Consider the following 26,168-nt stretch of genomic DNA (forward strand, 5'->3'; position numbering starts at 1 on the left):
AGATGAGATTGTGGCGATTGCGTTAAAAGGTCCTCAGGTAAAGGCGTCGGATTTTGTCTATGGAGCACAGCAGTTTATACGGCGTTTATGGGTTGGGCCACTGTTTCGTTGGCGCTTTTCGGGATTTCGTCCTCATCAAATTTTAGCTTATCCCATTGATTTGCATTTAGCTGATCCGGTGATGGCACATGAATTTTACCATGGTCGTTTTGCTTTTGCGGGTCATGTGGTTCATTCTGGTGCGGTTTCCCCTTTTTCGTTAGTTCCTCCAATACCAGAATGGGAGGAGGCTCTTCATGATTTTCATTGGTTGCGACATATGGCAGCAGCTGGGAGCGATTTGGCAACAGCACATGCGCGCGCACTTTTAGAAGATTGGCTCGATCAATGGGGCAAAAAAGTCAAGGGGCTTGTTTGGAGTGCACCAGTTGTAGCACGGCGTTTGATTTCGTGGATTTGTCATGCGAAAATGCTTTTACAAGGAGCAAGTGAACGGTTTGAAAAGCGCTTTTTGCGTAGTCTTGGTTTCCAATTTCGCTATTTGCGCGTCATCATTTTCAGTATGGAAAAAAATGATCAACGCTTACAAGCCGCAATTGCTTTAACATTTGCTTCTTTGGCTTTACCAGTTTCTGCTTCCATGAAAAAAAAGGCGCAAACCTTCCTTATTGAGGAGCTTTCATGCCAAATTTTGATTGATGGTGGACATATTTCGCGTAGCCCTGTCATTTTGCTCCATTTGTTAGCAGATTTATTATCGCTACGTCAGCTTTTTATGCATAGCAATGAAACCGCACCACGTATTTTAATTGATTCTGTTGAACGTATGTTGCCGGCTTTGCGGTTTTTTATCCATGAAGATCAAACATTGGCGCATTTTAATGGGGTGGGTCCTCTTGTATCGCAACGATTATCGGCACTTTTAGAACTGGATGAGACAGCAGGGCATCCTTTTAGTTATGCACGCTATTCAGGATTTCAGCGTTTACAAGCCAATCAAACGACAGTGCTTGCTGATACAGGAAAGTTTCCACCTCGTTCTGCTGCCGAGCACGCTGGTTCGGGGTGTTTATCTTTTGAAATGTCTTCACAGGGAAGCCGCTTTATTATTAATACGGGCGTTAATCCTTATGGGCGTGAGGAATATCGACATTTAGGGCGCGTTACCGCTGCACACTCAACAGCAACCGTTAATGATTGGTGTGTGGGTGTTTTTCATAAAAAAAGAACGGGTGCTTCATTTTTGCTTGAGGGACCAACGGATGTGAAAGTGCGCCGTATAGAGGATTCCGAAAAGACTGGTTTTGTTGCTAGCCATGATGGTTATGTGCGACCTTTTCATCTTGTTCATGAGCGTGGTCTGATTTTAGCGACAAATGGCGATATAATCGAAGGTTTTGACCGCTTTTTTACGCCAAATGAGAAGCTTGCAAAGAAAGGTAAGAAAATTCAAAGTGAACAAAATAGCGTTGCTATTCGGTTTCATCTTCACCCAAAAGTGGAAGTTAATTATGATGGTAAGCGTGTGCGTTTAGCTGTGGAGGGTGGACAAGTATGGTATTTTATATCGCCTGATGTAGATATTTGCCTTGAAGATTCAATTGATTTTGCTGAAGTAACAGGTCCGCAACGGACACAACAGATTGTGTTGTATTTTCGCCCCGCAATTCAAGAAAAAGTTCGTTGGCGTTTTCTTCGCTGTTCATGAGAACACAGTAATTCCTTTTTATAATGACTGATAAAATGGAGAGTTATTCTTTCTGTGTTAAAATAGAGAGATGCTATCCTTTTGGTGTATTTTAATAAAGGTCTGTGCTATGAACTTATAAGCTTATTTTACTTGAATTTTAACCATTTCACTTTTAGGATTCCTGTTATGGGTGTTGTTGCAAAAAATTTTCCCATACCTGATCTTCATCAGGTTCGTCGTGTTCTTCTTTCTGTATCTGATAAAACCGGCGTGGTTGCCTTTGCACAAGCACTGCACGCTTATGGTGTTGAATTGATTTCAACAGGAGGAACCGCTAAAGCTTTGATGGCTGCCGGTTTACCGGTAAAAGATGTTGCTGAGATCTCAGGATTTCCAGAAATCATGGATGGGCGCGTCAAAACACTCCATCCCTTGATTCATGGTGCTCTCTTAGGAGTCAGAGATGATCCTCATCATAAGAGTGCTATGGAGCAGCATGGCATTCGTGGAATTGATCTTTTGGTGGTGAATCTTTATCCTTTTGAAGAGACTGTTCAGTCAGGCGCTGATAGACAAACCATTCTTGAAAATATTGATATTGGTGGACCAGCAATGATCCGTGCTGCGGCAAAAAATCATGCTTATACAGCTGTTATCACAGCGGTGGGTGATTATGATGTAGTCCTTGCTGAATTGAAAAAGCATAATGGGTGTTTAAGTTTAGCTCTGCGACAGCAGCTAGCGATGCGTGCTTATGCGCATACGGCTGGTTATGATGCAGCCGTGGCAGCGTGGTTTGCAAAGGATTTAAAAATTGAAACACCATCTTGGCAGAGTTTTTCTGGCAATCTTGAAACGGTTATGCGTTATGGGGAAAATCCGCATCAACAGGCAGCATTTTACCGTAATGGTGACAAACGTTTTGGTGTTGCAACCGCCAAGCTTTTGCAAGGCAAGGCACTCTCTTATAACAATATGAATGATACCGATGCAGCATTTGAATTGGTGGCAGAATTTGATCCCCAAAGGACTGCTGCTGTTGCGCTTATTAAACATGCCAACCCTTGTGGTGTTGCTGAAGGGCAGAGTTTGAAAGAGGCTTATTTGAAAGCTCTGATGTGTGATAGTGTTTCAGCGTTTGGCGGAATTGTGGCGTTAAATCAAACTCTCGATGCAGAATGTGCAGAGGAGATTATCAAAGTTTTCACCGAAGTGATTATTGCTCCTGATGCAACAATGGCAGCGCGTGAAATTATTGCAAGCAAGAAAAATCTTCGTTTGCTCATAACAGGTGGTGTTCCTGATCCTCGTGGTGGAGGGCTTCTTGCTAAAACGCTTGCGGGTGGAATTTTAGTGCAGTCACGTGATAATGTGGTGGTGGATGATCTTCAATTGCAAGTGGTGACAAAACGTGCACCAAGTCCAGATGAAATGCGTGATCTTCAATTTGCTTTTCGGGTCGCTAAACACGTCAAATCAAATGCTATTGTTTATGCAAAAAAGAGTGCAACCGTTGGAATTGGCGCGGGTCAAATGAGTCGTATTGATTCAGCAAAAATAGCTGCGCGTAAAGCTGAAGAAAGTGCAAGAATTGCCGGCTTAACACAATCTCTTGCTAAAGGGTCCGTTGTTGCATCGGATGCCTTTTTTCCTTTTGCAGATGGTTTATTGGCAGCTGCTGGTGCGGGTGCAACAGCAGTTATTCAACCAGGTGGCTCCATGCGTGATGAAGAAGTAATTGCTGCTGCTGATGCCCATGATTTAGCGATGGTTTTTACAGGCGTACGACATTTCCGCCATTAATAGTTTTGGTAATTTTTCTTTCGAATAAGATCAGTGTTGCAAAGAGTTTGTTGTGTTGGCGTATTTGGCTATGAGCAGCTTGCTGGTAGAGGGGTGACAGCAGTTATTCACCTAAGTGGACTAATGCCGTGATGAAGAGGTGATTGTGGCTTCTGATGCGTATGATTTAGCGATGGTTAAGTGTGCGACATTTCCGCCATTCATAATTTTGATGACGGTTCTTTTAAAACAAGAGAAGTTTTAGATAATCTTCGTATGTTTGAAATGCATATCTGTTATGAGGTTATAACACGACTCTTTTTTATAATTTGCTTTATATTCACCCTCTAAAGAGGGTAACGTTAGGTTGGAGTAAAGAATTATGAATATTTTGCGTTCTTATAGTAATTGGCGCCGTTATCGGCGGACAGTGAATGCGTTGAGTCATCTTTCAACATACGAACTTAATGATCTTGGTATTTGTCGTGGTGATATTGATTCAATTGCGCGGCGCCATTCTTATAAATCTCTCTAAAATTTGTTTATAATAGCATTTGAGCAGAGTCTTTAGTTTCGAGGAAAGCGGCGATAGGGCGCTTTCCTCTCTTTGTGATATTATCAAAAGAGAATGTATGAGCGAAGCATTTATGTGTTCGCCATAGTTTTTTCTTCGTGCTATTGTGAAAAGTGACTCTTATTAAAATTTTCAACACAACAGAGAAGAGGATATACTTTGTTGTGGAATTTGTGCTTCTTTAAAGCAAGGTTGTTGAACATTAACAGCACTGTTTTATGGTGTACGTATTTTGTTTATGTGTTTTTTAGCTTTTTTGCCTCAGCAGAAAAAGAGAGCCACCTAGAACACCAGCAGCTAAGATAAACCATGTAATAGCGTAGACAAGATGATTGTTTCGAAATTGCACAACCGTGAGACCAGCAACGGGGAGGTTTCCTTGTGGGGCTGTTTTCTTCCCGGCGTCAATGAAATAAGGTGCAACAGTGGATAAACCAAGTTTCTCTGCCATAGCAGGAAGTTCACGCGTGTACCATAAATTCTTGTCCGGATTATTTTTGCGCGGAAAAAAGCCATTTTTTTCACTCATGCGCAATAAACCTACGATTGTGGTTTGTTTTGTCTCTGTGCCAGAATCCTGATGAGGTGGTGCATTTGTTTGTGATGTTTTTGAATTTTGGAAGTCATGACGAGCATCCATGGGAATAAAACCACGATTGACAAAGGTCACGCTATTATCAGCTGTTTTTAAAGGGGTCAAAACCCAGTAGCCCGTGGTATTTTGAGCAACAGCAATAACCAGAATATTTTTATCTGTTAAAAATTTTCCTGTGATAATGACAGGACGATATTCGTCTTTCTCAAAAGTCGTCTCGGCCCATTGATTTTGAGGCGGGGCTTTTATGGGAGGCAAATGAACACGTTTATTGGCACTCATGATAAGATTTGTTTTCCAGTTTAATCGTTGTATTTGCCATACACCTAATGCACTAAAGAGAAGAAAAAAACACATGCATAATATGCCTAACAAAAGTGAAGAAAAACGAATAGATTTTTGTTGAGGCTCTGTCATGGAGGAGGCTGTTTTGTTCATGATAATGCTTCCCTTTAGAGGAGATCGTAACTATTCTTTTAGCATGCTAAAGGTTAAAAAAAAATATTTTCTGTATCTTTATAGGGAAAGAGAGCAAATGAGATGATAAGAAACGCAAAAGATTTTACAAAAGACTTGACCTTTTGGTATCGACACCCTATTAAAAGCACACCTTCCCAATAATTCCATTTAAGGGGGTGTTGTGCGCTCTTTGCGTCCATTCTGTTGTATGGGTATTGGGATTTTAAGAGTTTTTCAGAGTTTAAAGGTGAAGTTTATGTCTCGTGCTTGCGAATTGACAGGAAAAGCAGTTCTTTATGGCAATAATGTTAGCCACGCGAACAATAAAACCCGTCGTCGTTTTTTACCAAATCTTTGCAATGTGACATTGATTTCGGAAGTGTTACAGCAAAATTACCGTTTGCGTGTTTGTGCAAGCGCTTTGCGTTCTGTGGAGCATCGCGGTGGCTTGGATGGTTTTTTGCTTAAAGCCGATGATAAAGAGTTGTCACAACGGGCGCGTTTGCTAAAGCGTCAAATCATTAAGAAAAAAGCTGAACAAAAGGCTGAACAGGCGGCGTAATGAGCTTTGTTTATAACATGCTCGGTTGTTTTTGCCTCGGTTGTTTTTGCATTGTATAGAGGTATTGTCTTCTCATTTTATAGTTTTTGATTGTTGATTTGATTGGTTCTATACCTCAGGTTAAAGAAATGTTTTTAGCACGCGATTTTTTATTAGCACGGCAAGAGAGAAGGTATATTGCTTTTTCGATCCTTGCCATGTGTGTTGCTGTGACTGCCTCTAATATTTTGGTGCAATATCCTGTTTATTGGTTCGGTCTAAATGAACTGCTGACTTATGGTGCTTTTACCTATCCCTTTGCTTTTTTGATTAACGATTTGACCAATCGTTTTTATGGTCCAGTTGCTGCGCGACGTGTGGTTTATGCTGGTTTTTTCGCTGGTGTTTTTGTTTCTTGGATTTTGGCGACACCACGGCTTGCAATTGCCTCGAGTTTAGCATTTTTATTTGGGCAACTTCTTGATATTGTTGTTTTTACTCCTTTGCGGCGTAAGGTATGGTGGCAAGCCCCTTTAGCAGCAGCATTGGTGGGCTCGGCTTTAGATACAGTTGTGTTTTTTGCTCTTGCTTTTTCTTGCTCTTTTGCCTTTATCGATCAGATGACTGGTTATGCTGATAGTTCAATTGTAGAGAGTACTCTTTGGGGAGGTGTTGAGATTCCTGTTTGGCTTTCCCTTGCTTGTGGCGATTTTTTTATAAAAATTATTATGAGTTTGTTTATGTTAATCCCTTATGGAACAATCCTTAGCGCTGTGAAAATGCCTCTTTATCATAGCCATATAAGGAGATGAAGCATCTGTTGTTAAAAGCAAATAATAGTCTTTGTTCCCTGATTGTTTTGAAGGTTAGAAAACAGCACTTTTTGTTCTCTTAAGAGCAATATTCTAGAATCATTTTCAATAGAGACATGTTTCAATATGACTTTAAAAGGCTGTTTTAGTTTAAGAAACAGGAGTCTTCTCAAGATTCAGTCTCTATGCATTCTAGCTAATTTAACTTTCACAAATGTGACTTCTTTTTTGATAACACATTGTTTTATAATCATAAATCAATGTTTTTAACTTGTATTGTTAATTCGAATATAATCATGTGTTTCTTATCTTAAAGCCATTAAAATTGCTTTCTTATGCGTTATAAGCGTGTTTGTGTGTGGGTAAATACCGTAAAAGGAGGGAACATACCTTTTTTGAAAACTCTCAAATGCAAGAATTGTCACCATATTTTGGGTTGGCAAATAATATGATGATGCTCGTTTGCTGTTTCATTAGTGTAAAATTGGTGGTGCATAATGGTTTTACTACTATAATTTTTATGGGTGATACTCGTGAAATGGGCTTGAGAGATTTAGAGCAATGTTTCTTCAAAAAGGTCTGTGCAATTGGCAGCATAATGGTATGTTGTAGCATCCTGTTGTGCATGAGAGTGCGATTCTATTCAAGAACTGGCAATAACAGCGTGAGGCAATGCGGAATCTCCATGAGATGATGGAAATTATAAGGAATGCTTCACAAATGGCTATTGTCCAATGAAAGATAATTTACAACTTTCTAAGAAAAAGCCGTATTCTGAAATTGAAGAAGAAAAGATGATCATTTTTATTATGACCAATGATCAAGTAAAAGACAATATATTGAATTATAAGAATTTATTGTTTTGATAATCGCAATATCATAAGATTTTTTTATTTGAAATCTGTTCAAGGTCAATCAATAAAAATCACTCTTTTGTATGCCATCAATAGGATTAACGTGTAGATCCATTTTATAAAGGGGAAAGATATCTCTTCTGAATATTCTCAAATGCAAGAGTCTTTGTATCTTGAAAGATGAAAAAGAAAAAAGAGTGATACTTGATTTGACCCTCATAAGAAGACAAGCTTTATGGAGAGGGGCATAGTCTTGTGATTTTGATTGTGTGCAGTGGTTTGTCTGCTTAAAGGTATGCCTTATCGCATTATGCTGTAAAACACCGTTGTTTGATGTACAATGATATCAGCATATGAAACTTTACGCATTCAATGTTTTTAGAAGGTATTGTATGCATATTTGGGATAGGATTTGCTCGTAGAGCTAAGTAAATCTACAAATGGTCAACAGGTGAAACTTACTGAGAGCAGCTGGATTTTTTACAGAGCAGCACGAGTAAGAATTTTTATCATTTGAGGTGTGGGCAGGAGATCAATAAATCAATTTTTTCAAAAAAGTTTTCTGGTTTTAACGACTTTAGTTTTCTGGTTTAAGAGCTCATTGCAGCATTCTCTAGTTTCCTTTTTAATAATTGCGTAGTGCGGTTTGACAGCCTGATGTTATACTTTACAGTCTTCTATACTTCTTTTATGCTCAAGGTTTTATGTGGCTTCAGCATAGCTTGTTGGCCATTTGTCATTTTGGTTTTGTTAGCAATAAATTTTTGGGCGAGGGTTCTTATCCTGTGTGAGAGGTACTACGAGGTGACTCATTTCGTTTTTATACCAAGGTTGCGATGATGTGGTTTTATTTGGATTTTCTTTACGCGTCATTGTTTTGATCGCTTAAAGAAATTCTTTTTACTGCTCTGAAAGAGCAGTTATTCACCCATTCTGAATGTGTTGTTTGACATATCAACCACCAAACACGGCATCTTTACGCTGCTTCTTTGATAATAAATATCGTATTTTACCATAGTTTCACTGGATGATTAGGGTACATGCTGTTTATTATTTGGTATCTGTTTTCTATCAGCATTTGGTGTTTTACGTTTACAGTAGTGGTGTTGCAGAGTTGCAGCTGTAGAGTTCATTTTGCTCATTCTTTGCATCGCATGATCACATATATCAGTATGTCTACCCCTCTCTTTTTTTATTGCAGTGGTACAGAAAAAAAGGCGCAAAGCAATTGAGCACATATTTTTATTTTTGATCAACGCGTTCTTGGAAGAGGGAGAGTCAAATAAAGAGCACGAGGTGTGTTGTTAATGTTTCTTAAGAGAATGAAGTTTTTTATTGCTAAAGAGGGATTCTAATTGTTTTGTTATAGCGTTGGCGAGTTCTTCGGCGTTCATAATTGTTACAGCATGTTGATAATAGCGTGTGACATCATGACCAATACCAATGGCAATGAGTTCTATAGGAGAATGTGTTTGGATTTCTTGAATCACCGCGCGTAAATGTTTTTCTAAATAATTGCTGGAATTAACCGATAGTGTTGAATCATCAACGGGAGCTCCATCGGAAATAACCATAAGAATGCGACGTTGTTCACGTCGTGATAAAAGGCGTTGATGGGCCCAAATCAACGCTTCACCGTCGATATTTTCTTTCAATAATCCTTCCTGCATCATGAGACCTAAATTGCGTCGTGCACGACGCCATGGGGTATCAGCATTTTTATAGATTATGTGGCATAAATCATTAAGGCGCCCAGGATGATTGGGTTTGTTTTGGCTAAGCCACTGTTCGCGTGATTGTCCTCCTTTCCAAGTTTTGGTGGTAAAGCCTAAAATTTCAACTTTTACACCGCAACGTTCAAGAGTTTGTGCCAAAATATCCGCACAACTTGCTGCAACTGTAATGGGACGTCCTCGCATGGAGCCCGAATTGTCAATGAGAAGTGAAACAACGGTATCGCGAAATTGGGTATTGCTTTCCATTTTGAAAGAAAGGGGTTGCATAGGATCAATGATCAGACGGGAAAGCCGTGCGGTATCGAGATATCCTTCCTCAAGGTCAAAAGTCCAATTGCGATTTTGTTGTGCCATAAGGCGGCGTTGTAGGCGATTTGCTAAGCGTCCAACAATATTTTGTAGATGATTGATTTGCCTATCAAGATAACGGCGCAAGTGATCCAATTCGCTTTCAGAACAAAAATCCGTCGCTTCCAAAACTTCATCAAACTGACGGGTGAAAACTTTATAGTCCGCAAGTCTTTCCATTTGCTCTGAAATAGTCAAAAGATGTTTGGAGTGACTCGATTCTTTTTGCCTAGAACCTCTTTCTTGCTCTTTTGCATCTTTATGATTGTCGTTTGACTTTGTTGCTTTGGTTTTTCCTTTGTCTTGTACGTCACTTTCTTGTTCAGTGGCTGCTTGGTCTTCACTCTTAGTGTGTTTTGGTTTTTTGCTTTCTTTGTCTGTTTTGTTTTGCGGTTCACACGCGTTTGTTGATTTTTGATTGTCTAAGTTGCGCGATGTTTCTTCAAATTGCGCTGCCATTTTTAATGTCACAAGCATTCGGCGAACAATCCGCGCAAAGGCATGTTGATCGTGAATATGATGGGTTAGTTCATTCAGTTCTGTAGCGGCTTTTTGTTCAATTTCTTGACGCCATAATTCTAATACTGGTCCTGCTTCTTCAGGGGGCGCGCGTTTTGTGATTTTTTCGCGCAATAAAAGCGCAATTGCTTCTTGAATGGGGGCTTCACTTTGGCTACTAATCTTTTGATAATGGGCTCTTTGATATTTATCAGCAAGCATGCCATCAAGATTTTGTGCAATTCCTTCCATACTTAAAGTGCCGATTGCTTCAACACGGGTTTGCTCAAGAGCATCAAAGATAGCACGTGCTGTCGATTCTTGTGGGGAAAATTGTTGGTGAATGTGCTTGTCATGCCATGCTGTGCGTAGCGCCATGGAATCGCCTAGTCCGCGGCTAATTGTTATATCTTTATCTGTCGCGTGTTGTGGGAGTTCCGGTAAGTGGGCGTATTTTTCGCTTAAAGATGGACGGTCATGGCTAAAGGAAACTTCAAGGTTGGGCGTACCAGCAATGGCACGGATACAAGTGGAAAGTGCTTTTTTAAAAGCTTCAGCATTAAGACTGCTGTGGGAAGAGTCATTTATTAGATTTTTGTGGTCACCAGTATTGGTAGCCATGATTGACTTATTCCTTAAGGCGAAACACCATGAATGAGAGATTCGGGAAGCTCTTCTCCAAAGGCGCGTTGATAAAATTCTGCGACCATAGCACGTTCGAGTTCATCACATTTATTGAGAAAAGTAAGCCTAAAGGCAAAACCAGCATTTTGAAAAATTGCCGTATTTTCTGCCCACGTAATGACAGTGCGCGGGCTCATGACGGTGGAAAGATCTCCATTGATAAAAGACTGACGTACCATATCAGCAACATGAACCATTTGTGAAATTGTCTTTTTTCCTTCTGTTGTTTGAAAAGTTTTGACTTTAGAACAAACAATGTCAACCTCTTTATCATGGGGTAAATAATTGAGGATCGTTACAATGGACCAACGATCCATTTGCGCTTGATTGATTTGTTGTGTACCATGATAAAGTCCTGTTGTATCACCAAGACCAACGGTATTTGCAGTGGCAAAAAGGCGAAAGGCTGGATGAGGTGTGATGACACGGCTTTGATCAAGTAAGCTTAGGCGTCCAGATGCTTCAAGGACACGCTGGATCACAAACATAACATCAGGACGTCCCGCATCATACTCATCGAAAACAAGGGCAATATTGTTTTGGTAAGCCCATGGCAAAATCCCTTCTTTAAATTCAGTGATTTGTAAACCATCTTTTAAAACAATGGCATCTTTTCCCACCAAATCGATACGGCTTACATGACTATCGAGATTAATGCGGATACAAGGCCAATTAAGACGTGCCGCAACTTGTTCAATATGTGTTGATTTCCCTGTACCGTGATAGCCAGAAACCATGACACGGCGGTTAAATGCAAAACCTGCTAAAATCGCTAAGGTTGTTTGCTGATCAAAAAGATAATCGGGATCTACATCAGGAACATGGGAGCTTTTTGTGCTAAAGGCTGGAACCTTTATATCCGTATCAATGTGAAACAGATCACGAGCGCAGAGTGTGGTATCGGGCACATTTTCAACTGTAAGCTTTGTTTTTGTCATTGTTTTTCTGGAAGGGAGAGAACGCTATTTCCGTTTGTTAAAAAATGATACAAGACTTAAAGCACTTATGCAATGCCCTATGGTAAAAGTCTTGAATGTGAAAGAAATCCTTCGTGTTTTATAATATTTTGCAAAAGCAAAAATCATTCGCATGAATGAGTGGAGTTGATAGGTGCAATCTTCCTTAGCATAAAGCAGATTTTGAGGCAAATGATAGCCGTGTAAAATATCACGAGAGTGCTCTTCTCAAAGAACGATTGTCACCATTAGAGAGAGGATGGTCTTTTTGATCTCCTTTTTTGCATTTTGTTATTGTTAGGGCAGAAGAGAGCTCTTTGAAGTGCACTTTTTAGCATAAACCAGATTTTTTGAGCAAATTATAGGCGTTTAAAACATCGCGAAAGCGCTCCTCTGAAGAACGGTTGCCACCATTGGAATCTGGATGATGTTTTTTTACCAGCTCTTTGTATTTTGCTTTGATATCTTCAGATGTCGCGTTTGCTGGTAACCCTAAGGTATCAAAAGCTTTGGCTTCTAAAGGTTTTAGCCTTCGCGATGCATTATTGCTTGCATGACGCCCAGTAAAGAGTGCGAAGGGATCACGCATACGATTTTGATAGGCAGCTGTACCAGAGCGAATTTGTGCATAATTGGCGGCTGTTTTTTTCGATGTTCCATTACTCAAATCCGTCGGCCACGTTGGGCGATGCCCTGTGAGAGCATCTTTTTGGAATTTGGCAATATCTTTATCACTAAGACCAGAGAAATAATTAAAATTTTTGTTATAAGCACGCACATGCTCAATGCAAAAATGGAGATATTGCCCTTCGTGATTTCGACCCGCTGGTGCTTTATGGGATGCCGATTTTTCACACCCTTCCCATTGGCACTGTTGCGTTTCTGATTCAGCTTTTTGTTTTTTATTGGAGCTGATTCGAATTGAGTCGAATAATTTAGATGTTATTGTCATATCTTTGATTTATGCAAAATCGATTGATTTGACAAGAATTGACTTTTGAAAAAATTATTTTCACATTCATTTGCTAATGAAAAAATGCTTTTGTACCATGCATTTTGTGAAGGAATAAAAAATGTCTACAGCAGTTCAAACAACAATTACGAAGAAGCTTCAGGATGCTTTTCATCCACAAAAACTTGAGGTGATTAATGAGAGCCATCTGCATGAGGGACATCCACATGATGAACATGCTTTTGATGGTAAAGGGGAAACGCATTTTCGGGTGAAAATTTTCTCTTCTGCTTTCGCAGGCATGACGCGTGTGGAAATCCATCGCGCGATTTATCACGTTTTACAAAAAGAGCTTGCAACCTGTGTTCATGCTTTAGCGCTTGAGGTTGAATCGGTTTAATATTTTACTTTTGTTCAAGAGTTTTTAAGGACGGAATAAAATTTTTTCAGATATGAAAAGCGCAGAAATCCATCGGGTGATTTTATCTCAGGGTGATAGAATGAATTCGTCAATCTGCATTCGTGCTGTGACATTTAGGATTACATTGATTTTATTTTCTCTGTTTGTATAAATATGTCAAGAACGTGGATGCGCCTTTTGATAAATTTCCAATAAGTGCTCCGTATCAACGTGGGTATAGGCTTGGGTGGTGGAAAGACTCACATGGCCAAGAAGTTCTTGAATCGTGCGTAAATCTCCTCCCCGTGATAAAAGATGTGTGGCAAAGGAATGGCGCAATGTGTGTGGTGTTGCTGTTTCTGGTAAACCAAGCTGTGCTCGTAAGTTTCGCATAGCACGTTGAATGATGGCTGCTTGTAGGGGGCCACCCCTTGCACCTCGGAACATTGGTTGGTTGTCTCCTAAAGGGTATGGGCAGCATTTAAGATAATTTTGTACGGCTTCGTGAACAACATTGATGAGAGGAACAAGGCGCGTTTTGCCTCCTTTGCCTGTTACGAATAAGCTTCTTTTCTGGGGGGCAGAAAATTGTTCGGGGGTGAGACTTAAAGCTTCAGATATCCGCATTCCACAGCCATAGAGGAGGACGAAAACAGCAGTATTTCGAGCGGTAATCCATGGTTCATTTTCTTGTTGATTTTCTTGTTTTATTAAATGTAGTGCTGATTTTATCGCTAAAGGTTTTGGTAGAGATTTTGGGTGTTTGGGGGTGCGGACAAGCTTCGCAGCAGGAATGTTGACAATTCCCTCACGGGATAAGTAGCTGAAAAAAGAGCGCATTCCCGCCATTCCTCGGCTCAAGGAACGCGCACTTATTTTGCCCGTGCGCCGGTAAGCCAAATAAGAGCGCAAATCAACAACACGCAAATTGGCAAGATCATTGAAAGTTGGTTTATGTCCTAAATGTTGACAGAGAAAAGACAAAAATTGTCGCGTATCACGTTCATAGGCTTCTACTGTTTTTACAGCCATGCGACGTGTTTCAAGCAGGCAATCCAGCCAATTTTTTCTTGCACTTAAAACAGCATGATCTGCTGGAATAAGAGGGACAGTTTCATCTTTTCTCGTATCATCTTTTAGGGGCATTTCTTAATTGAGGGTCTCTTTCTTAGTCGGTTCTTCACTCGTCTCATTTTGTGATTGCATTTCGCTATTGGCAAGCTGTTTTTCACCTTTGAGAGAGAGTATCTTTAAAAGATTATTTGTTGACATAAGATGTGCAAAGATCAATCCTAAAAAGCCATTTTTATGGAGCTTTGCAAGTTGACTTGCGGAGAGTTTATTCAGTTTTTCTTCATCAACAATCCAAAAGTGCTCTAATTGCGCTGAAAGACCTTTGTCGTTCTTTACATTGATGGATTTTTGACTGAGAAGATCCATCTCCACAAGGGCGTCAATAAACTCAGCGGTTTTTTCCATAGCAATTTTAAAGCTTTCAAGAAAACGAATGCGCTCTTCCATAAAAGGAGAAATAGAACCATCGGAATTAAAAAGCTCCGTGCCGGCAACTTCATTAAACATGCCTGATTTTTGATCAAAGCAAACAGAAAGCTCTTTTTCATTGCTCAGTTGTGCAAGAACAAAGGGATAGCGGCGGACAAAAGCTGGAACATAAGTATTTGTTTTCCAACTCTTATCAGAGTCTATATAATCATTTTCATCGTTAGAAAGACCAACAAGAGCAGCAGATGTATAATGCCGTTTCTTTTGTTCGTCTTCTGCGGACATAAATAAAATCGGATAGTCTAGTGCGGCTTGAAAATATTCACTACTTGCTAAAGGAACCCAGTGGGTGTCTTTAGCGAAAGACATATCACTTGGAGGGGCAAATTTAAGGTTTTTATGAGAAACTTTGTTGATTGGGGTGATATCTTTGTAAAAGAGCATAACATTTGCCATAAGACTTCTCCTTATATTGATTTGTTTATTAATTTGCTGTTGTTACCAAGAAAGGTCTTTGGGGAAGATTGTCTCATATGGCAACAAGATTGAACAAAAAATTATACGTGAAAGATTCGTTTGTGAGAGATAATGTTTTTGCATGAAGTATAATCAAAAAAAGCTTAAAAATAAAGTCTATCTTGCCATTATTGGTTCCGCCCATGGCATAAAAGGCGATGTTTTGGTTAAAATCTTAAGTGATAAACCGCAATATTTAAAGACTTACGGTACCCTTTATGATGATATGGGGCATTTTTATGAAATTGTAACGCTTCGCATGCAAAAAAACAATGCGATTGTGCATTTTAAAGGAATTGAAGATCGCAATGCTGCTGAAGCTTTAAAAGGGATTCGCCTTTATGTTCGCCGAGATCAATTGGTAGAAGATTTGACGGAGGATGAATTTTATCAAGTCGATTTAATTGGGCTTCGTATTCAGGATGGGTCTGGTCAAACTTTGGGTGAGGTGAGTGGTTTTTTTAATTTTGGCGCTGGTGATTTGCTTGAAATGCGGTTGAATACGGGTAAAACTGTGCTTATTCCCTTTAGTAAGGCAGCGGTGCCAGAAATTTGTCTTGCTGCTGGCTTATTGGTTGTTGATCCAGTGGCTGCTGGTTTAACGGATCGGTGAGAAAAGAATAAATCACCTAGAACTCAAAAATGAAAATGAAGACCAACATAAAAAGGAAAATGAAAGCATGTAAAGATGTCTTTCTTAAAACGGGTGTGAAATTTTATCCTAAAATGCTGCCTAGATTTTTGGATTATTTCTTAAGCCAGATATGCTTTAAAGCAGGGGAAATGTTGGATACAGAGTCGATGGATGCTTTTGCTTTGAATAAATATTATGGCGTTGATGTGAGCTGTTGGTGTGGGTTTTGTACGGTTTGGGGTTACAAGCTAGAGATGAAAGAATGAAAAAATGAAGTTTCAAGCGCGCATTTTAACACTTTATCCTGAAATGTTTCCAGGGTTTTTGGGTTATTCTTTAGCCGGACAAGCTTTAGCGCGAGGCATATGGTCATTGGAGACAGTGCAGATTAGAGATTTTGCTTTGGATAAACACCATAGTGTGGATGATACACCAGCTGGTGGCGGAGCTGGTATGGTGATGCGGGCGGATGTGTTAGCGGCTGCATTGGATAGTTGTCCCAATGATTCGCCAAGGTTATTAATGAGTCCACGTGGACGTCCTTTTGATCAAACTTATGCACGCTCTTTGGCGTGTGAGACTGGTGTGACATTGGTTTGTGGACGTTTTGAAGGTGTCGATGAACGGGTCATAGAGGCGCGGGGATTGGAAGAGGTATCCATTGGAGATTATATCCTTTCAGGGGGTGAAACGGCGGCATTGGTTCTGTTGGATGCTATTATACGTCTTCTCCCTAGTGTGATGGGGAATGAGGCTTCTGCAAAATGTGAAAGTTTTGAGAATGATTTGCTGGAACATCCTCAGTATACTCGTCCTGCTCTTTTTGAAGGACGTGCTATTCCACCAGTGTTAACATCAGGGCATCACAAAGCTATTGCTGATTGGCGCCAACAGCAAGCAGAACTGTTAACACGTCAACGTCGTCCTGATCTTTATGCGCGTTATGAGAAAAATCGTCATAAAACTTGATTCATGTTGTAAGGTGGTGTATGGCATGGCTCTCTTTTGAAAGAATTTTTATATAAGGTTTTTCTATAGTTCCAAAATTAAAATGAAGGAATGGTGTATTCGCTCCTGTGTCATGCATAGCCTAAAGAATGTCTTTTCTTTTTATGAGAAAGCTTTTTGCGGCAAGAGTTGAGCGCTCTGACTGTTCGATAAAGAACATGAAGGATAAAGGAAATGAATATTATCGCACAGCTCGAAGCTGAACAATGTGCAAAAATTGAAGCAAGACGCCAACTGCCCGCTTTTAAACCAGGGGATACAGTTCGTGTTATGGTCCGCGTGACCGAAGGTACACGTACTCGTGTTCAAGCTTATGAAGGAATTTGTATTGCACGTTCAGGGGGTGGGTTGAACGAAACTTTCACTGTGCGCAAGATTTCTTATGGTGAAGGCGTTGAACGGGTCTTTCCGGTTTATTCTCCCCTTATTGAGGGGGTTGAGCTGGTGCGCCGCGGTAAAGTACGCCGTGCAAAGCTTTATTATCTTCGTGGTTTGAGAGGTAAAGCTGCGCGTATCGCTGAAAAGAGAGATTACCGCAAAAAAAGTGAAAAGGTTGCTGAAATCGCAAAAGCAACAGATGTCAGTGAAGAGGCATCAACGAAAGTCGCTGAATAAAGACGGCTTTTCGCTGGAACTTATACAAGAGTGGCTTTACATTACACATTTGTATTTTGCATGATTCGTGTATCCATTTAAAGAAGTGACTTTGAGGATGCCTGAAAATGTTAGGATTCTCAAAGTTTGTGTGTTTTATTTCTCTGAAGATTGTAGCTGAAACTCAAGTCCTCTTGGAGATATTGTTGGTATTTAAAAAGAGGCATCAATATACTTGAAAAATTGTATGTTTTATTTTGTGAAATGATGTTAGACCTTTGACGTGAGGATAAAATTGTATTAGATTGAAACCTGTTTTACGGATACATGTTTGTAAAACAATCGGTTTTTTTATGCGTGACCTTTAATCCGTTATTTGAGACAACCGACCTGTAATATTGGCATCTTGAAATGCCAAATAAATGGAAATGATAATGCACCCAGTCATTTTGTGCGAACTTTATCGCTCATCATGGGTTGCTTCGTCATGATAAGGTTGTGGTAAAAGCCAGGTCAGGATATTTTATGGCAGAGACAATTAGGATAAAAGAGCGCCCTCGTTCTCCTCATATAAGTATTTATCGTTGGACTATCACGATGGCTATGTCAATTGCACATCGTATCACCGGTATGGCTCTTTATTTTGGAATGATCTTTCTCGCCCTTTGGTTAATGGCAGTTGCTTGTGGAGCTGAGGCATTTAAAACAGTTCATGAGATTTATAGTTCTTTGCCTGGACTTTGTATCTTGTTTCTTTATACTCTTGCTGGGGTTCATCACATGGTGGGCGGACTTCGTCATATTGTTTGGGATCTGAAACCTTGCCTTTTAGATAAAAAAAAGGCAACGCTAACTGCTTGGGCAACAGTGTTTATTTCTCTTATTGTTACTCTTACAATTTGGATTATTGGGTATAGCATTGTTTAGCTTGGGGTGGAGAAGGCTATGAAAAAAGATTTTCGAACGGAACTTGCCAAAGTACGTGGACGTGGAAGTGCACATGAGGGAACAGAGCATTTTTGGTTGCAGCGGTTGACAGGTTTTATAAATTTACCCCTTTTGATCTTTTTTATCGTTCTTATTCTCTCACTGGTTGGAGCAGATTATAGCACTGTGCGTGCACGGCTTGCTCATCCTGTCGTGGCTATTTTAATGGGGCTGCTCGCTGTTTCAGTTCTTTATCATATGAAGCTTGGAATGCAGGTGGTTATTGAAGATTATATTCCCCGTGAAGGTTTCCGGATATTCTTTTTGGCATTAAACATTTTGTTTTGTTTTGTTTTGGGGGGAGTCATCATTTTTGCTCTTTTGAAAATTGCGTTAGGGGGTTAAGCAGTATGGCGAGTACAGGATCATCTCTTGGTGCTAGAGCAGGTAATGCCCCTTATTGCACTGTAGATCATAAATTCGATGTCGTGGTTGTTGGTGCAGGTGGTGCTGGTTTGCGGGCAACACTTGGGATGGCAGAGCAGGGATTAAAAACAGCCTGTATCACAAAAGTTTTTCCCACACGGTCGCATACGGTTGCCGCACAAGGTGGTATTGCCGCCTCGCTTTCTAATATGGGGCCTGATAATTGGCAATGGCATTTATATGATACCGTGAAAGGATCTGATTGGTTGGGTGATACCGATGCAATGGAATATTTGGTACGCAATGCCCCTGCTGCTGTCTATGAATTAGAACATTATGGGGTGCCTTTTTCACGGACGCAAGACGGTAAAATTTATCAACGTCCCTTTGGCGGGCATACAACACAATTTGGTGAAGGGCCACCTGTGCAAAGAACTTGTGCGGCGGCCGATCGCACGGGACATGCCATTTTGCATACGCTTTATGGACAAAGCTTAAAACATAATGCGCAGTTCTTTATTGAATATTTTGCACTTGATCTCATTATGACTGATGGTGTGTGTACAGGGGTTGTGGCATGGAACCTTGATGATGGTACAATACACCGTTTTTCTGCAAAAATGGTTGTTCTGGCAACGGGTGGCTATGGGCGTGCTTATTTTTCGGCAACATCGGCTCATACATGTACGGGTGATGGTGGCGGAATGATCGCTCGTGCTGGATTACCACTTCAGGATATGGAATTTGTGCAATTCCATCCTACAGGGATTTATGGTTCAGGGTGCTTAATTACAGAAGGCGCGCGCGGTGAGGGAGGTTATTTGATTAATTCTGAGGGTGAGCGCTTTATGGAACGCTATGCACCTTCCTTTAAAGATTTGGCTTCGCGGGATTTGGTTTCACGCTGTATAACCCTTGAAATTCGTGAAGGGCGCGGCGTTGGTCCAAGAAAGGATCATATCCACTTGGTCCTCAATCATATTGATCCTGCTATCTTGCATGAACGTTTACCAGGGATTTCTGAATCAGCACGGATTTTTGCAGGGGTTGATGTGACAAAAGAACCAATCCCTATCCTGCCAACGGTGCATTATAATATGGGGGGTATTCCTACCAATTATTACGGAGAAGTTCTGAATCCAACTGTCGATTCACCCGATCGTGTCCAACCAGGTTTGATGGCGGTGGGGGAGGCTGGATGTGCCTCAGTTCATGGTGCTAATCGTTTGGGATCAAATTCATTAATTGATTTGGTTGTATTTGGTCGTGCCGCTGCAATTCGTGCTGGTGAAGTGATTGATCGAGATGCAGAAATTCCTCCTCTTAATGAGGCTGCTGTTGATGAAATTATCGCGCGTTTTGATCGATTGCGTTTTGCTCAAGGAACAATGCCAACAGCTGTCTTGCGTGAAAAAATGCAACGCACTATGCAAGAAGATGCTGCTGTCTTCCGTACCGAAGATTCGTTGCAACAAGGATGTCGACGTATAAGCCAAATTTGGGACGAATTGGCTGATCTTAAAGTTACGGATCGTTCATTGATATGGAATTCTGATTTGGTTGAAACATTGGAGCTTGAGAATCTGATGGCTAATGCAATTACCACGGTTTATTCTGCAGAAGCGCGTTTAGAAAGCCGTGGCGCTCATGCGCGTGAAGATTATCCAGAACGGGACGATAAAAATTGGCGTAAACATACGCTTTCTCATTTGTCTAAAGATGGGAAGGTGATTTTATCCTATCGACCTGTCCATGTGGATCCATTAACATCTGAAGCAGACGGTGGTATCGACTTAAAGCGTATTGCACCTAAAAAACGTGTTTACTGAGGGGAGAATGAATTATGGTACAAATTAAGCTTCCCAAAAATTCGCAAGTAAAACCAGGCAAGGTGTGGCCTAAACCTGAAGGTGCTACACAACTCACAGAATTTCATGTTTACCGTTGGTCGCCTGATGATGAGGAAAATCCACATCTGGATACCTATTATGTAGATCGTTCTGCTTGTGGTCCTATGATTCTGGATGGGCTTTTGTTTATTAAGAATCATATTGATCCAACTTTAACACTTCGCCGATCATGCCGTGAGGGTATTTGTGGTTCGTGTGCCATGAATATTGATGGAGCCAATACGCTGGCTTGTACCAAAGGTATGGATGATGTAAAACATCCCATAAAGGTCTATCCTTTGCCTTCCATGCCGGTGGTGAAAGATTTAGTTCCTGATTTGAAGCGTTTTTACGCACAACATCGTATGATTGAACCTTGGTTGCAAACCGTTTCACCGGAACCTGCTAAAGAATGGTTACAAAGTCATTCTGACCGGCAAAAAATTGATGGTCTTTATGAATGTATTTTGTGCGCCTGTTGTCAGACTTCATGTCCCAGTTATTGGTGGAACGGTGATCGTTATTTGGGCCCAGCTGTTTTGCTCCAAGCTTATCGCTGGATTGCTGATTCTCGTGATGAAATGTGTGGTGAGCGTCTCGATAATTTAGAAGATCCTTTCCGCCTTTATCGGTGCCATACGATTATGAATTGTGCGCAAACTTGTCCAAAGGGACTCAATCCCGCAAAGGCAATTGCTGAGATTAAAAAACTCATGGTTGAACGCCGTCTTTAAAAGTTCATCGGTTCATGAGGGAAAAATAGGGGGCTTCCTATTTTTGTATTTTTTGTCCCAAAGAGAGAGTCTTTATAAATGTATTCCGTAGTACCTGTTGCCAGACTTCAGGTCCGCGTTATTGGTGGAATGGTGATCGGTATTTGGGACAGCTATTTTTCCTAAGCTTATCGCTTAGATTGGCTTACTCTCATGATGAAATGTGTGGTGAGGGTCTCGATAATTTGAGAGGTTTCTTCCGTCTTTATCGCTGTCATAGGGTTATGAACCGTGCACAAGCTTGTCCAAAGGCACTTAATTCGGCAAAGGCGATTGCTGATATTAAAAAACGCATGGTTGAGTGGTGCCTTTAAAGCCTTATCACTTATAAGCGGAGTGTGAAAGGCAAGAAAGTATCGTGCTTTTTATGTACGTTAGAATGATACACGGGATTAAATCTATAAAAGCTTATTGCCTTTTATATGCGCATCAAAAAGAGTTCTTATCACTTTTTAAAAAGGATGCTTCTTCTTTTTAAAAAAGAGATGTGCTCATTTAGAAATACATCTTAAATGTCAATAATAAGCAATAAAAGACTTGTTATTGCTTGAATGGGTTCACAATCTTTCTCTAGATGATTTTTAAAGCGGAATTTTCGATATACAATTATTTTTGCGGTTAGAAAGTGATCTGTAATATTGCGAAATTATGTGAAAGTAAAAGCCTAAGAGAGAGTCAGTTTGCATCAAAAAAACAGTAAAATCGCTTGTCAAATATCTTCAGAGGTAAATTTGTTTTTTACAAAAATAGAATATGGTGCGAAGAAAACTTCAATGCCAATTGTCCGTAAAAATAAGATAGTGAAAGGCAATATATTCTCTCTGAGAAAATTGACATGTGATTTGTTGCTGCTTCATTGTTTATAAGTGACAGAGTTGTTCGTATTGCTAGACTCTATAAAGGCATTATTCGATTAATGGGCAGCTATATTGATGACAAGAAAGTGCAATATAGAATTTAAACGATAAGTTATTGTTTTTATGGTATCAAATATTTTATAGAATCTTCACTGATATGTAAATTAAGAGTCATTTTTCTTTTTGTTTTTGCATGAAAAATAGACATTTTCAAAAAATGTATAAAAAACCGCGACAATTTGCCGCGGTTATTACTGTCTGTATAAAACTGAAGAGTCCCCTTAAATGATCTTCGATTTAGAAAAAATTGGATCATAAAAGATTTCAGAGAGTTTTCTATCTTTGAAGAACAATATCACATCCACTGTCGTGTAAAGGACGAGCTTTATCATTTCGATATCAAGTTGACGGCCAATTTCTGATCTTTTGATCAACGTGGCACATCGCTCAAATGTTTGCAAAGCATTGTTGGCGTGTGTTGTTGTAATTGATCCTGGATGCCCAGTATTCAACGAGTTCAGATATTCCCATGCTTCGTTGCCACGCAATTCGGCAAGAAAAATGCGGTCAGGTGATTGACGCAAACATGCATCTAAGCACTCGTCAGCTGAAACACGACCTGCACCATTACCATAAAGCATATGTACGTGATTGGGATGATTGGGTAGAAAAAGTTCATGAACATCTTCAATAGTGATAATACGTTCTTCTACGGGAACTTTTTCAATGAGTGAGCGAGCAAATGTTGTTTTACCCGATCCCGTTTTTCCAGCAATAATGATATTGCGTTTGTAGAGTACACATTGTTCCAAAAATTCAAGAATTTTCCTCTCACGTTTGAGACTTAAGAGTTGTACTTCAAATGGTTCTAGCCGCGTAAAATCCTGCTTTGATAACAAGCTATTTGCTTCTTTTTCTGCAGGCTTATTAAAGCTTACATCGCTAAAATTATCAAATGCGCCTTCCTTCTCAAGTTCCTCTAGCGTCTTAACCGTGAGGGAATGCTTGCGAATCACAAAGGATAGTGCGCCATCAATGACAGCGGGTGTTTGGACAATTGTACCACGTTGTCCACCAGGTAAGCGCACATAATTAATGCTTCTGGGAGCCATACCATTATAAACGATAAGAGCTCTAATAAGCGTTTGCAAAAAAGCCATCGTTAATTCTGGTACGTTATGTACCTGCCAACCCTCAAAGCTTTTTGTCCACACTTCACAGGGGCGGCAAATCGATAATTCAGTAATTTTGGGATCTTCTAAGAAACAATCAAGCGGTTGCAGAAGCTGTCCAACTGCTTGATCCTTCTGTATTTTATCAACGTGTAACGAGGTTGTAGACATCACTAAAATCCAAATCTCGAGCAACAAAAATATTCACTCGCTCGCCTTGATTCTTATAAAGTGTTGGTGGAATGTTAATAGAGTTTTGCAGAACATCGTTCACTACCGATTGAGCATTTTGCATACCTTGGGGCAGTGCTTGTTCTTTATTCCCTTTGTCTTCCTTATCTTTTCGCCAAACTTTATTTTTTACCCATTCTCCTAAATCACTGATTATGCTTACCATGATTGCGCCACCAAATCGTTGCCAAAAATGTGTATCGACCCAACCACCTATACCAGCTTCTCCGAGAGGACCAGTACCAGGTGAGTCAAGATTGACGATCACACCAGAAGGGGTTTCAATACGCGACCATTGTACGAAAACACGCGTTTGTCCTTGCTGTATGCCACTTTGGTAAAATCCAACAACTTTAGAACCACGATCGAGCAAAACAACGCGGCCACTTGTAGAATAGACATCACGTGTTAAATGACATGTTGTCATGCCTGGTTGTGTGGTAATAATCTTCGTCTCTAATGTGCAATCTATCTGCGTTCCCTGCGTAATCAAGAGATCACGATTATGGAGTTGCGCAGCATAGGATTGGCCTAATCGTACGGGCTGTAGGTTATCGAATAATACACCGCTATTTTGATCATTGTTAGAGGCTTTATTCTTTGAATTTTCTGTAGAACCTTCACTACTGCCACCGTTGTTTAGACCAGAACTGAACATGCGTTTGCGCGCCAATTCTTCAGAATCTTGCATCAAATGTGGTGGAATCGTTGTTTGGAGAAGTTTCGTTAAGGCTGCAGGAAGTTCCGATGTTGAGTCTTCTGCTGGTGTTATTTTTTCACTTTCTTCTGTAATTTTCGGTTCTTCTATAATACGAGGGGTATAACTTGGTATAATTTGCTGTACCGTCTGTTGAGGCTTTTCTTCTTCAACTTCTGCGTTACTGCGCATTTTTAATGCTTTCCAAGTCAGAGCAATTGGCACCGCTATTATGACAACGAGTCCTACCATTAATAATGCACGTGCGCCAGGAATGGTTGGACGGCGCTCTAGACCTAATTCAGAGCTCCCATATGCACCTTCAATATGTTTTTGCTCAGTATGACCTAGTTTCGCATTTTTGTTGATTTCATCCCCTTTCTTGTCGCCAAACATTACTTTCCTCCTTTATTAATACGATGAACCACCGAAGATATTGTTCCCGTTGTGTTTGGTATACCATTGGGATCATAGGCTTCATTAAAAACAGCTAAAGCACGTTTGCCAAGCCGTATGAGCCACTTAGGATTTACCTTATGAACGGCAATAATATCATTGGAATTGCCTACAACAGTTCGTGGTATTAAGCTTTCATTGCCTTCAGCATCCACCACGTAAATTGATGGCATGTCCATGTTGGCAGGAAACTTGAAATAGGTAATACGTCCATTGTCCCAAGCGTTTATTGGAGCAATATCTTGGTTACCACTCATGGTGTAGCTGAGGTTATAGCCTTTCACGCCTTGATGAAAACCACGTTCAATAGCAAGGCGATGAGTGTTCTCATCTAATTCTTTGGTATTTGTATCGGGATAATGGAAAGCTAATTCGTAGGTTGCTCCAGCACGATCATTTCTAAACTGTAGACGAAATTTATAGCTCCGTTTGTCAGTTACAACAATGAGATTGGTATTAGCAAGTTCTGCTTTGGGTTTAATAAAGATATGTCGTCCCTTATGGGCAAAGGCGTAAGCATCCGAATCACCAAAGGCATGGGTGATATACTGTTCACCTTCTTCAAGGATAATATGTGTTGCCACACCGAGAACAGTTTCAATTTGAACTACATCAGCTACATTATACATGACATAGCGAATGCGGTGATCATATTGTGAACTGGATGGGGTTTTGAGTGCTTGTACAGGTAGTGTATAAAGAGAGGAAAATGAAGACAGTAGGGCAACGAACACAAATTTTTTCATAATAATCAATCCCTTAATTATTCAACAGTATTTCCGGATCAGCACGGTAACTTGTTACTTGGAAACCAAGGGGATTAAGCAATCGATCAGATGATTTCATTGGTGCACCAACATAGGTATAACCAATTGTTGCGATCTGGTGTTGTTTTGGCCCGACTGCACCGCTGCTATCATGTTGTTGTGTGGTAAAACGCACGGTTGCTTGACCACGCCCATTTGGCTGAATCGAGCGTACTTTAACCGTGATACGTGCCTTGTTAGAAAGCACTTTGTCACGGGCATCATCACCCTCATAGATTTTATAAAATTCCTGTTGAACAGCTCCCGCACTTAAAAGCGCTGTCGTATCATAATTAAGCTGGATGGTGTCGTAGTCATAAGTTTCGCGATTAAGGACATATTGATTGAGCCAATATCTGTCCACAACTTCACCATAGCTGGTTTCATGCTCACGCATTATAGAAAGGACATCAACTGCACCAGTTGTGTTATCAACGCGCAGCACTAAAGGTGTTGGAGCTGGTTGGGAGAAACCAACGACTCCACATATCATGCCAAACAATCCAAAAATGCCAACAGCACCTGCAACACGCCATGCTGTTTTACGGGACTTCACAAATTCGTTTATGAGTTCACATTCTAAGCCTCTGCTTTCTTCATAATAGCTATTAAGTTGTTGTGCTTTTACTGGTTTAACTTTTTTTTTCATATGGCTCCTCGCTGAATTTCGGCAGGGACTGTTTTATTAATAGGGATACGGTTCCAATTACTTGGTTGCTTTGGCTTTGGAGCAAATCCGCAAGCGGATAGAAGATTCGCAATCAAAATTGCAAAAATGATTTTTTTCATTTTAATACT

General features: G+C 40.3%; 26 protein-coding genes. 15 read left to right on the forward strand and 11 right to left on the reverse strand.

The features are described 5' to 3' along the window. The first annotated feature begins 10 nt into the window (after nucleotides 1-10). The 3 genes from PVV64_RS00610 to PVV64_RS00620 all read left to right on the forward strand — a co-directional run bounded on the left by PVV64_RS00610 (nucleotide 11) and on the right by PVV64_RS00620 (nucleotide 4,007). On the forward strand, nucleotides 11-1,708 hold the full coding sequence (locus PVV64_RS00610) for a heparinase II/III family protein (RefSeq protein ID WP_273759152.1): 1,698 nt from the start codon (nucleotides 11-13) through the stop codon (nucleotides 1,706-1,708). Between the two features lie 168 nt (nucleotides 1,709-1,876). Then, on the forward strand, nucleotides 1,877-3,493 hold the full coding sequence (gene purH, locus PVV64_RS00615; protein ID WP_273759153.1) for a bifunctional phosphoribosylaminoimidazolecarboxamide formyltransferase/IMP cyclohydrolase: 1,617 nt from the start codon (nucleotides 1,877-1,879) through the stop codon (nucleotides 3,491-3,493). Between the two features lie 361 nt (nucleotides 3,494-3,854). After that, on the forward strand, nucleotides 3,855-4,007 hold the full coding sequence (locus tag PVV64_RS00620; protein WP_273759154.1) for a DUF1127 domain-containing protein: 153 nt from the start codon (nucleotides 3,855-3,857) through the stop codon (nucleotides 4,005-4,007). Nucleotides 4,008-4,293: 286 nt separating this feature from the next. Here the strand turns inward: PVV64_RS00620 and PVV64_RS00625 are convergent, their stop codons facing one another. Continuing rightward, the gene (locus tag PVV64_RS00625; protein WP_273759155.1) at nucleotides 4,294-5,079 is read right to left on the reverse strand and encodes an SURF1 family protein; all 786 of its coding nucleotides are present in this window, start codon (nucleotides 5,077-5,079) and stop codon (nucleotides 4,294-4,296) included. Nucleotides 5,080-5,356: 277 nt separating this feature from the next. Here PVV64_RS00625 and rpmB point away from each other — a divergent pair, with 277 nt between their 5' ends. Together rpmB and PVV64_RS00635 are read left to right on the forward strand one after the other, a co-directional pair. Beyond that, nucleotides 5,357-5,662 (forward strand): 50S ribosomal protein L28, encoded by a 306-nt coding sequence (rpmB, locus tag PVV64_RS00630; RefSeq protein ID WP_273759156.1) that lies wholly within the window; start codon nucleotides 5,357-5,359, stop codon nucleotides 5,660-5,662. 128 nt (nucleotides 5,663-5,790) lie between these two features. Next, nucleotides 5,791-6,453, forward strand: a complete 663-nt coding sequence (locus PVV64_RS00635) for a VUT family protein (protein ID WP_273759157.1) — start codon at nucleotides 5,791-5,793, stop codon at nucleotides 6,451-6,453. A gap of 2,158 nt (nucleotides 6,454-8,611) precedes the next feature. Here PVV64_RS00635 and cobT read toward each other — a convergent pair. From cobT to PVV64_RS00650, 3 genes are all read right to left on the reverse strand, one after another. Continuing rightward, nucleotides 8,612-10,510 carry a cobaltochelatase subunit CobT gene (gene cobT / locus PVV64_RS00640; protein ID WP_273759158.1) on the reverse strand — a complete coding sequence of 633 codons (1,899 nt, stop codon included), beginning with the start codon at nucleotides 10,508-10,510 and terminating at the stop codon, nucleotides 8,612-8,614. A 14-nt stretch (nucleotides 10,511-10,524) separates the two neighbouring features. Further along, nucleotides 10,525-11,511, reverse strand: a complete 987-nt coding sequence (gene cobS, locus PVV64_RS00645) for a cobaltochelatase subunit CobS (RefSeq protein WP_273759159.1) — start codon at nucleotides 11,509-11,511, stop codon at nucleotides 10,525-10,527. A 349-nt stretch (nucleotides 11,512-11,860) separates the two neighbouring features. Next, nucleotides 11,861-12,481, reverse strand: a complete 621-nt coding sequence (locus PVV64_RS00650; protein WP_273759160.1) for a J domain-containing protein — start codon at nucleotides 12,479-12,481, stop codon at nucleotides 11,861-11,863. Between the two features lie 121 nt (nucleotides 12,482-12,602). Between PVV64_RS00650 and PVV64_RS00655 the strand changes: the two genes are divergently transcribed. Then, nucleotides 12,603-12,881, forward strand: coding sequence for a BolA family transcriptional regulator (locus tag PVV64_RS00655; RefSeq protein ID WP_273759161.1), 279 nt, complete (start codon nucleotides 12,603-12,605; stop codon nucleotides 12,879-12,881). Between the two features lie 177 nt (nucleotides 12,882-13,058). On the opposite strand, the gene PVV64_RS00660 is transcribed toward PVV64_RS00655, so the two are convergent. Together PVV64_RS00660 and PVV64_RS00665 are read right to left on the reverse strand one after the other, a co-directional pair. After that, complete coding sequence (locus PVV64_RS00660) at nucleotides 13,059-14,027, reverse strand: tyrosine recombinase XerC (protein WP_273759162.1); 969 nt, start codon at nucleotides 14,025-14,027, stop codon at nucleotides 13,059-13,061. Between the two features lie 3 nt (nucleotides 14,028-14,030). Beyond that, a complete protein-coding gene (locus tag PVV64_RS00665; protein ID WP_273759163.1) occupies nucleotides 14,031-14,840 on the reverse strand; it encodes a SapC family protein in 810 nt (269 codons plus the stop codon). A gap of 142 nt (nucleotides 14,841-14,982) precedes the next feature. Here PVV64_RS00665 and rimM point away from each other — a divergent pair, with 142 nt between their 5' ends. The 9 genes from rimM (at nucleotide 14,983) to PVV64_RS10475 (ending at nucleotide 21,465) form a co-directional block, all read left to right on the forward strand. Further along, nucleotides 14,983-15,513 (forward strand): ribosome maturation factor RimM, encoded by a 531-nt coding sequence (rimM, locus tag PVV64_RS00670; RefSeq protein ID WP_273759164.1) that lies wholly within the window; start codon nucleotides 14,983-14,985, stop codon nucleotides 15,511-15,513. A 29-nt stretch (nucleotides 15,514-15,542) separates the two neighbouring features. Beyond that, nucleotides 15,543-15,800: a hypothetical protein gene (locus PVV64_RS00675; protein ID WP_273759165.1), complete on the forward strand. Its 258-nt coding sequence runs from the start codon at nucleotides 15,543-15,545 to the stop codon at nucleotides 15,798-15,800. Between the two features lie 4 nt (nucleotides 15,801-15,804). Next, entirely contained in the window at nucleotides 15,805-16,503 is a 699-nt protein-coding gene (gene trmD / locus PVV64_RS00680; RefSeq protein WP_273759166.1) for a tRNA (guanosine(37)-N1)-methyltransferase TrmD, read from the forward strand. A 213-nt stretch (nucleotides 16,504-16,716) separates the two neighbouring features. Beyond that, the gene (rplS, locus tag PVV64_RS00685) at nucleotides 16,717-17,157 is read left to right on the forward strand and encodes a 50S ribosomal protein L19 (RefSeq protein WP_273759167.1); all 441 of its coding nucleotides are present in this window, start codon (nucleotides 16,717-16,719) and stop codon (nucleotides 17,155-17,157) included. A 504-nt stretch (nucleotides 17,158-17,661) separates the two neighbouring features. After that, nucleotides 17,662-18,063 (forward strand): succinate dehydrogenase, cytochrome b556 subunit, encoded by a 402-nt coding sequence (gene sdhC, locus PVV64_RS00690; RefSeq protein WP_273759169.1) that lies wholly within the window; start codon nucleotides 17,662-17,664, stop codon nucleotides 18,061-18,063. Between the two features lie 18 nt (nucleotides 18,064-18,081). Next, nucleotides 18,082-18,468 (forward strand): succinate dehydrogenase, hydrophobic membrane anchor protein, encoded by a 387-nt coding sequence (sdhD, locus tag PVV64_RS00695; RefSeq protein ID WP_273759170.1) that lies wholly within the window; start codon nucleotides 18,082-18,084, stop codon nucleotides 18,466-18,468. A 5-nt stretch (nucleotides 18,469-18,473) separates the two neighbouring features. Then, complete coding sequence (sdhA, locus tag PVV64_RS00700; protein WP_273759171.1) at nucleotides 18,474-20,318, forward strand: succinate dehydrogenase flavoprotein subunit; 1,845 nt, start codon at nucleotides 18,474-18,476, stop codon at nucleotides 20,316-20,318. Nucleotides 20,319-20,332: 14 nt separating this feature from the next. Then, complete coding sequence (locus tag PVV64_RS00705; RefSeq protein WP_273759172.1) at nucleotides 20,333-21,112, forward strand: succinate dehydrogenase iron-sulfur subunit; 780 nt, start codon at nucleotides 20,333-20,335, stop codon at nucleotides 21,110-21,112. Nucleotides 21,113-21,336: 224 nt separating this feature from the next. Then, complete coding sequence (locus tag PVV64_RS10475) at nucleotides 21,337-21,465, forward strand: hypothetical protein (RefSeq protein ID WP_404978409.1); 129 nt, start codon at nucleotides 21,337-21,339, stop codon at nucleotides 21,463-21,465. A gap of 824 nt (nucleotides 21,466-22,289) precedes the next feature. On the opposite strand, the gene virB11 is transcribed toward PVV64_RS10475, so the two are convergent. The 5 genes from virB11 to PVV64_RS00735 are packed head-to-tail and all read right to left on the reverse strand — an operon-like array spanning nucleotide 22,290 to nucleotide 26,159. Next, entirely contained in the window at nucleotides 22,290-23,354 is a 1,065-nt protein-coding gene (virB11, locus tag PVV64_RS00715) for a P-type DNA transfer ATPase VirB11 (RefSeq protein WP_273759173.1), read from the reverse strand. After that, a complete protein-coding gene (virB10, locus tag PVV64_RS00720; RefSeq protein WP_273759174.1) occupies nucleotides 23,326-24,504 on the reverse strand; it encodes a type IV secretion system protein VirB10 in 1,179 nt (392 codons plus the stop codon). Before virB10 ends, virB11 begins: the two co-directional genes overlap by 29 nt. Continuing rightward, nucleotides 24,504-25,310, reverse strand: a complete 807-nt coding sequence (gene virB9 / locus PVV64_RS00725; protein ID WP_273759175.1) for a P-type conjugative transfer protein VirB9 — start codon at nucleotides 25,308-25,310, stop codon at nucleotides 24,504-24,506. The genes virB10 and virB9 overlap by 1 nt, the downstream gene beginning before the upstream one ends. A 13-nt stretch (nucleotides 25,311-25,323) precedes the next feature. Further along, nucleotides 25,324-26,019, reverse strand: coding sequence for a virB8 family protein (locus PVV64_RS00730; RefSeq protein WP_273759176.1), 696 nt, complete (start codon nucleotides 26,017-26,019; stop codon nucleotides 25,324-25,326). Next, the gene (locus tag PVV64_RS00735) at nucleotides 26,016-26,159 is read right to left on the reverse strand and encodes a lipoprotein (protein WP_273759177.1); all 144 of its coding nucleotides are present in this window, start codon (nucleotides 26,157-26,159) and stop codon (nucleotides 26,016-26,018) included. The genes PVV64_RS00730 and PVV64_RS00735 overlap by 4 nt, the downstream gene beginning before the upstream one ends. Between the last annotated feature and the right edge of the window lie 9 nt (nucleotides 26,160-26,168).

It is taken from the genome of Bartonella sp. ML70XJBT.G, from assembly GCF_028618575.1.
Classification (GTDB): Bacteria; Pseudomonadota; Alphaproteobacteria; order Rhizobiales; family Rhizobiaceae; genus Bartonella.

Bases quoted from the DNA above. Each gene is read 5' to 3' on its own strand.
- PVV64_RS00735 (WP_273759177.1), bottom strand. From the start codon at position 26,159: ATGAAAAAAATCATTTTTGCAATTTTGATTGCGAATCTTCTATCCGCT.
- PVV64_RS00730 (WP_273759176.1), bottom strand. From the start codon at position 26,019: ATGAAAAAAAAAGTTAAACCAGTAAAAGCACAACAACTTAATAGCTAT.
- sdhA (WP_273759171.1), top strand. From the start codon at position 18,474: ATGGCGAGTACAGGATCATCTCTTGGTGCTAGAGCAGGTAATGCCCCT.
- virB10 (WP_273759174.1), bottom strand. From the start codon at position 24,504: ATGTTTGGCGACAAGAAAGGGGATGAAATCAACAAAAATGCGAAACTA.
- PVV64_RS00635 (WP_273759157.1), top strand. From the start codon at position 5,791: ATGTTTTTAGCACGCGATTTTTTATTAGCACGGCAAGAGAGAAGGTAT.
- rpmB (WP_273759156.1), top strand. From the start codon at position 5,357: ATGTCTCGTGCTTGCGAATTGACAGGAAAAGCAGTTCTTTATGGCAAT.
- rplS (WP_273759167.1), top strand. From the start codon at position 16,717: ATGAATATTATCGCACAGCTCGAAGCTGAACAATGTGCAAAAATTGAA.
- PVV64_RS00655 (WP_273759161.1), top strand. From the start codon at position 12,603: ATGTCTACAGCAGTTCAAACAACAATTACGAAGAAGCTTCAGGATGCT.
- cobS (WP_273759159.1), bottom strand. From the start codon at position 11,511: ATGACAAAAACAAAGCTTACAGTTGAAAATGTGCCCGATACCACACTC.
- PVV64_RS00660 (WP_273759162.1), bottom strand. From the start codon at position 14,027: ATGCCCCTAAAAGATGATACGAGAAAAGATGAAACTGTCCCTCTTATT.
- rimM (WP_273759164.1), top strand. From the start codon at position 14,983: ATGAAGTATAATCAAAAAAAGCTTAAAAATAAAGTCTATCTTGCCATT.
- PVV64_RS00705 (WP_273759172.1), top strand. From the start codon at position 20,333: ATGGTACAAATTAAGCTTCCCAAAAATTCGCAAGTAAAACCAGGCAAG.
- PVV64_RS00625 (WP_273759155.1), bottom strand. From the start codon at position 5,079: ATGAACAAAACAGCCTCCTCCATGACAGAGCCTCAACAAAAATCTATT.
- virB9 (WP_273759175.1), bottom strand. From the start codon at position 25,310: ATGAAAAAATTTGTGTTCGTTGCCCTACTGTCTTCATTTTCCTCTCTT.
- PVV64_RS00650 (WP_273759160.1), bottom strand. From the start codon at position 12,481: ATGACAATAACATCTAAATTATTCGACTCAATTCGAATCAGCTCCAAT.
- sdhC (WP_273759169.1), top strand. From the start codon at position 17,662: ATGGCAGAGACAATTAGGATAAAAGAGCGCCCTCGTTCTCCTCATATA.
- sdhD (WP_273759170.1), top strand. From the start codon at position 18,082: ATGAAAAAAGATTTTCGAACGGAACTTGCCAAAGTACGTGGACGTGGA.
- PVV64_RS00675 (WP_273759165.1), top strand. From the start codon at position 15,543: ATGAAAATGAAGACCAACATAAAAAGGAAAATGAAAGCATGTAAAGAT.
- trmD (WP_273759166.1), top strand. From the start codon at position 15,805: ATGAAGTTTCAAGCGCGCATTTTAACACTTTATCCTGAAATGTTTCCA.
- cobT (WP_273759158.1), bottom strand. From the start codon at position 10,510: ATGGCTACCAATACTGGTGACCACAAAAATCTAATAAATGACTCTTCC.
- purH (WP_273759153.1), top strand. From the start codon at position 1,877: ATGGGTGTTGTTGCAAAAAATTTTCCCATACCTGATCTTCATCAGGTT.
- PVV64_RS00620 (WP_273759154.1), top strand. From the start codon at position 3,855: ATGAATATTTTGCGTTCTTATAGTAATTGGCGCCGTTATCGGCGGACA.
- PVV64_RS00665 (WP_273759163.1), bottom strand. From the start codon at position 14,840: ATGGCAAATGTTATGCTCTTTTACAAAGATATCACCCCAATCAACAAA.